The organism is Massilia genomosp. 1 (genome assembly GCF_011682185.1).
Lineage (GTDB): Bacteria > Pseudomonadota > Gammaproteobacteria > Burkholderiales > Burkholderiaceae_D > Telluria_A > Telluria_A rubra.
This window is the reverse complement of record NZ_WHJF01000209.1, coordinates 1-3363: the sequence shown is the minus strand read 5'-3', so window position 1 is coordinate 3363 and position 3363 is coordinate 1. Positions and strand designations below refer to the sequence as shown.

Sequence of the window (3363 nt, the reverse complement as noted above, 5' to 3'; positions counted from 1 at the left end):
TGATGACCATAGTAAATCGGTACCACCCCTTCCCATCCCGAACAGGACCGTGAAACGATTTTACGCCGATGATAGTGCTGCAACCAGTGTGAAAGTAGGTCATCGTCAGGCTAGTTATAAGAAGAAAGCCCCGCAGAAATGTGGGGTTTTTTTTCGTCCGCGTTTTCTTCGTATTCATCGCGAAGTTTTCTCTGCGAACAGGCGCCGCATGTCGATCTACATTCGATAAGCGAAATACCACAAGAAAGTATGTGGTGCTTGCCGCCATGAACATCGCTTGCATTAAATCTGAGCTCGATATCCAAGGTGGCGTCCGAATTCAAGCTACTGCGCCCTGCGGCCAGGAAAGCGCTTTAACAACAGCACACGCCAGGGTCCGTCAAGGTACACGCCGCCCGACGCGCGCGCACCTTCCAGGGCCCGGTACTTTCGCCAGATGCGTCGCCCCGGGCACAGCTTGAATCCGATTAGTGAGCCGCGCACTCCTGCTCTCGCATCAGAGCGGCTCGAGATGCGCGCCGCGCATGCCGACGAGTAGTGCTTTTCCATTCGCATCGACGCGCAATTCGCCGTACCTCGCCGCTTCCCACCGTTTCGCCTCGCCTTCCTGGAAATACCACGCATCGGTTACCACCGTATAACCGCCGTGGCGCGGGGTCAGTTCGATGATGATCTCGCCTGGTGCAAGTGGCCTGCCATCGTATAGGCGTGTCAGCTCCGCAACTCCTTTGTCGTTGACCTTGCCGGCGACCATCAATCGCTCGCCTCCCGTTTCCATTGCACCTGTCTCTGCTATCGCTTGCGGCAATTTGAAATTCAAGCGCATGTAATCGCCCTGCATGATCGAGCGCGGATCGGCAGGGGCCAGTTCAACCAGGATAGGACGACCGTGAGAAATCAGCGATTCCTTTTGCCAGATGCCGATATTGGCGATGGCAAGTACCCCGAGCGCCGTCACTGCAATGCCGATCCGGCGCGCTGTCGAATCCGGCGGCACAGGGGCTGCGCCGCCGCTGGAGATTACCGGTTCGCCCGCGCGAATGGCAAGCCAGGCAATCAGGGCAAACAGCGCGCCGGCGCCGATCAGCAACAGCGCCTTGGTCGCCAGCGGATAGGCCAGCTGATAATACAGCGCACCGGTAGCCCATGCGGCCGCCGCTGCCGCTGCCGCCGCAATGCGCCAGCGACCGGCGCTCGCGAACACGGCGAACATCAGCAAAATTGCGCCGAGTGAGGGCATCAGTACCGCCAGTCCAGTCAACACTGCAATCGTGAGTCCATACCAGGGTTTGCGTAACGCCGGCCAGCACCTGGCCAGCCAGGCCGCCCCGGCCAGGATCATTGCCGCCGATGTGCATTGGGCGAAAAACGCCAACCGTTGCGACAGCGGCGCCGTCGTGCCGGGCGGGGCGCCATCGATCGCGGCGCCAACCATGAATGTCATTCCTGTCCAGAGTGCCAGGCATGCGATGAGAGTGAGGACCCACCCGGTGGCCACCCGGTCAATCAATACACTGCGCAGATATTGTCGCTGCACGAAGTCGGTAACGAACCAGATCACCATCGCACCATGCACCACAATCCAGAAATGATCGCGGTCGCGAATGTCGTTGGTGTAGAGCGCGATCATCGCCACGATAATGAAGGCGCAGGCTTGCGCGCCCAGCAGCACACGCAACCAGTTGCGTGGAATCAGGACGGCCAGAACCATCGCCAGCAAGGCGACGCTGAGCGAGGCCTTGTGCGCCGACAGGTCGAAGTAGAACGCCACGCTCATGGTCGCTGCGCCGGTCAGTAATGCCGGAATTGACAGCTGTTCGACGAACAGGGGCAGAGAGGCGCGGCGCAGAATGTAAATCGCGCCGCCGCATAGCGCGAGCGAGATAGGATACAAAGCGCTTCTGCTCCGGCTGACAAAGTCGTCACAAATCAGAAAAATGATGCCCATTAATGGAAGGGCCGCCAACCAGGCTCCGAGCGCGGTCAACAACACAACTGGCCAAGGACGATGTGCCTCGTGCCGGATAACTGCGGCGGAGGGCGGCAAAACGCCGGCGGCAATCGCATCGGCGATCAACTGGTCGAGTGGGCGGCTCATTTCGCACCGCCATTGAGCGCGGCACGCTCCGACAGTTTGAGAATGGCGCTCACGGTCGCGGCCAGCAAGCCGGCAGCGGCGAGGCCAAGGAACAGCAGCATTGGAATGGACCAGCGCGTGCTATCGAGGTTGACCATGTGCGCCAGTAGTCCAATCAAGAGAATATTCAATGCCAGCCCGATGCCGCTCAGGGAAAATATATCGAACAAGCGAGGCGATATGAACGCCGCAGCGGCGATCGTCAACATGAACAGGGCCAGCCAAAATTGTCCTGATATCTCCGAACTCATCAGGCCGGCAATCCCAACCAGCGCGACGCTGATTACCGCGAGCGTGACGGCCACGCGCATGGACAAGCGTCCGGCGCCAGTCCACTGCGCAAACAGAGGGCTGAGCAGCGCAGCGATCGTCAACCCGCCAATGCAAGCTGTCACCTGAAAGTGGATTTCGCGCTGGTCCAAACGCCAGCTATGTCCCGTGTTCGCATGTAGCCAGAGCGAAATTGCGGTCATGGCAATCAAGGCCCACGGCGTCCACAGCGCGTCGTGTCGCACAGAAAGGCATAAAGGCAGGCCCAGCAGCGCCCATAGGGCAAACAGTTGCCAGGGATCGGCGCCTGTCTGGTAGGTCTGGCCGAAGTAAGCGAATACCGCACCGATAGCGAGCAGTGCGAGCAGGGCCAGCGGAATCCGTGCAGCTGGTCGCGCATACGCGCCGATGCACATGATCACCACCACGCCTTGCAACAGGATGAAGCGGGTCGCGCGTGCAAGTGAATCCCAGTTCGCCGCAATCCAGAAAATAATTCCAAGGCCGATCAGCGACGCCGCAATGAGAGCCAGGCTGATACGCAAAAGCCGGACCAGGTTGGCTGGCTCGTCGTCGAGGCCGGACAGTTGGCGGAGCTGTCGACGCTGCTCGTCGTTCAGTGCATGGGCTGCGGAAATCTGTAAAAGCGACAGGCCAATATCCATAATATTCATTCAATGTTGGAGGTGTGGAGGAGTCTACTCGGCTTTGCATAGAAAATACTTGCCAACAAATAAGAAGCTTTGCTATAGTTCGCCTCCCCGCAGAAAGGGTTAACGAAATCAAGTAGTTAGCAGTCTGCCAGGGCCGTCTCCAAGGAGGCGCGGTAGTAAAAAAGAGGTTGACGAAAAACGCAAAACGCCGCATAATCTCATCTCTCTGCTGCAACGAACACAACGCTTCGTAGCAAACGGCAGAAGGCGGTACAGAACAAGTTCTTTAACAATTAACAGTCG

At 58.5% G+C, this 3363-nt stretch carries 2 protein-coding genes and 1 rRNA gene; 1 reads left to right on the top strand and 2 read right to left on the bottom strand.

Annotation, left to right across the window (positions count from 1 at the left end; all coding sequences use genetic code 11):
• Positions 1 to 111: ribosomal RNA gene (rrf, locus tag F1735_RS32805) — 5S ribosomal RNA — on the top strand; the annotation flags it as partial.
• Between the two features lie 385 nt (positions 112 to 496).
• On the opposite strand, the gene F1735_RS32800 is transcribed toward rrf, so the two are convergent.
• Positions 497 to 2098 carry a GDYXXLXY domain-containing protein gene (locus F1735_RS32800; RefSeq protein ID WP_167241096.1) on the bottom strand — a complete coding sequence of 534 codons (1602 nt, stop codon included), beginning with the start codon at positions 2096 to 2098 and terminating at the stop codon, positions 497 to 499.
• Complete coding sequence (locus F1735_RS32795) at positions 2095 to 3081, bottom strand: DUF2157 domain-containing protein (RefSeq protein ID WP_229506082.1); 987 nt, start codon at positions 3079 to 3081, stop codon at positions 2095 to 2097. The genes F1735_RS32800 and F1735_RS32795 overlap by 4 nt, the downstream gene beginning before the upstream one ends.
• Positions 3082 to 3363 lie beyond the last annotated feature (282 nt).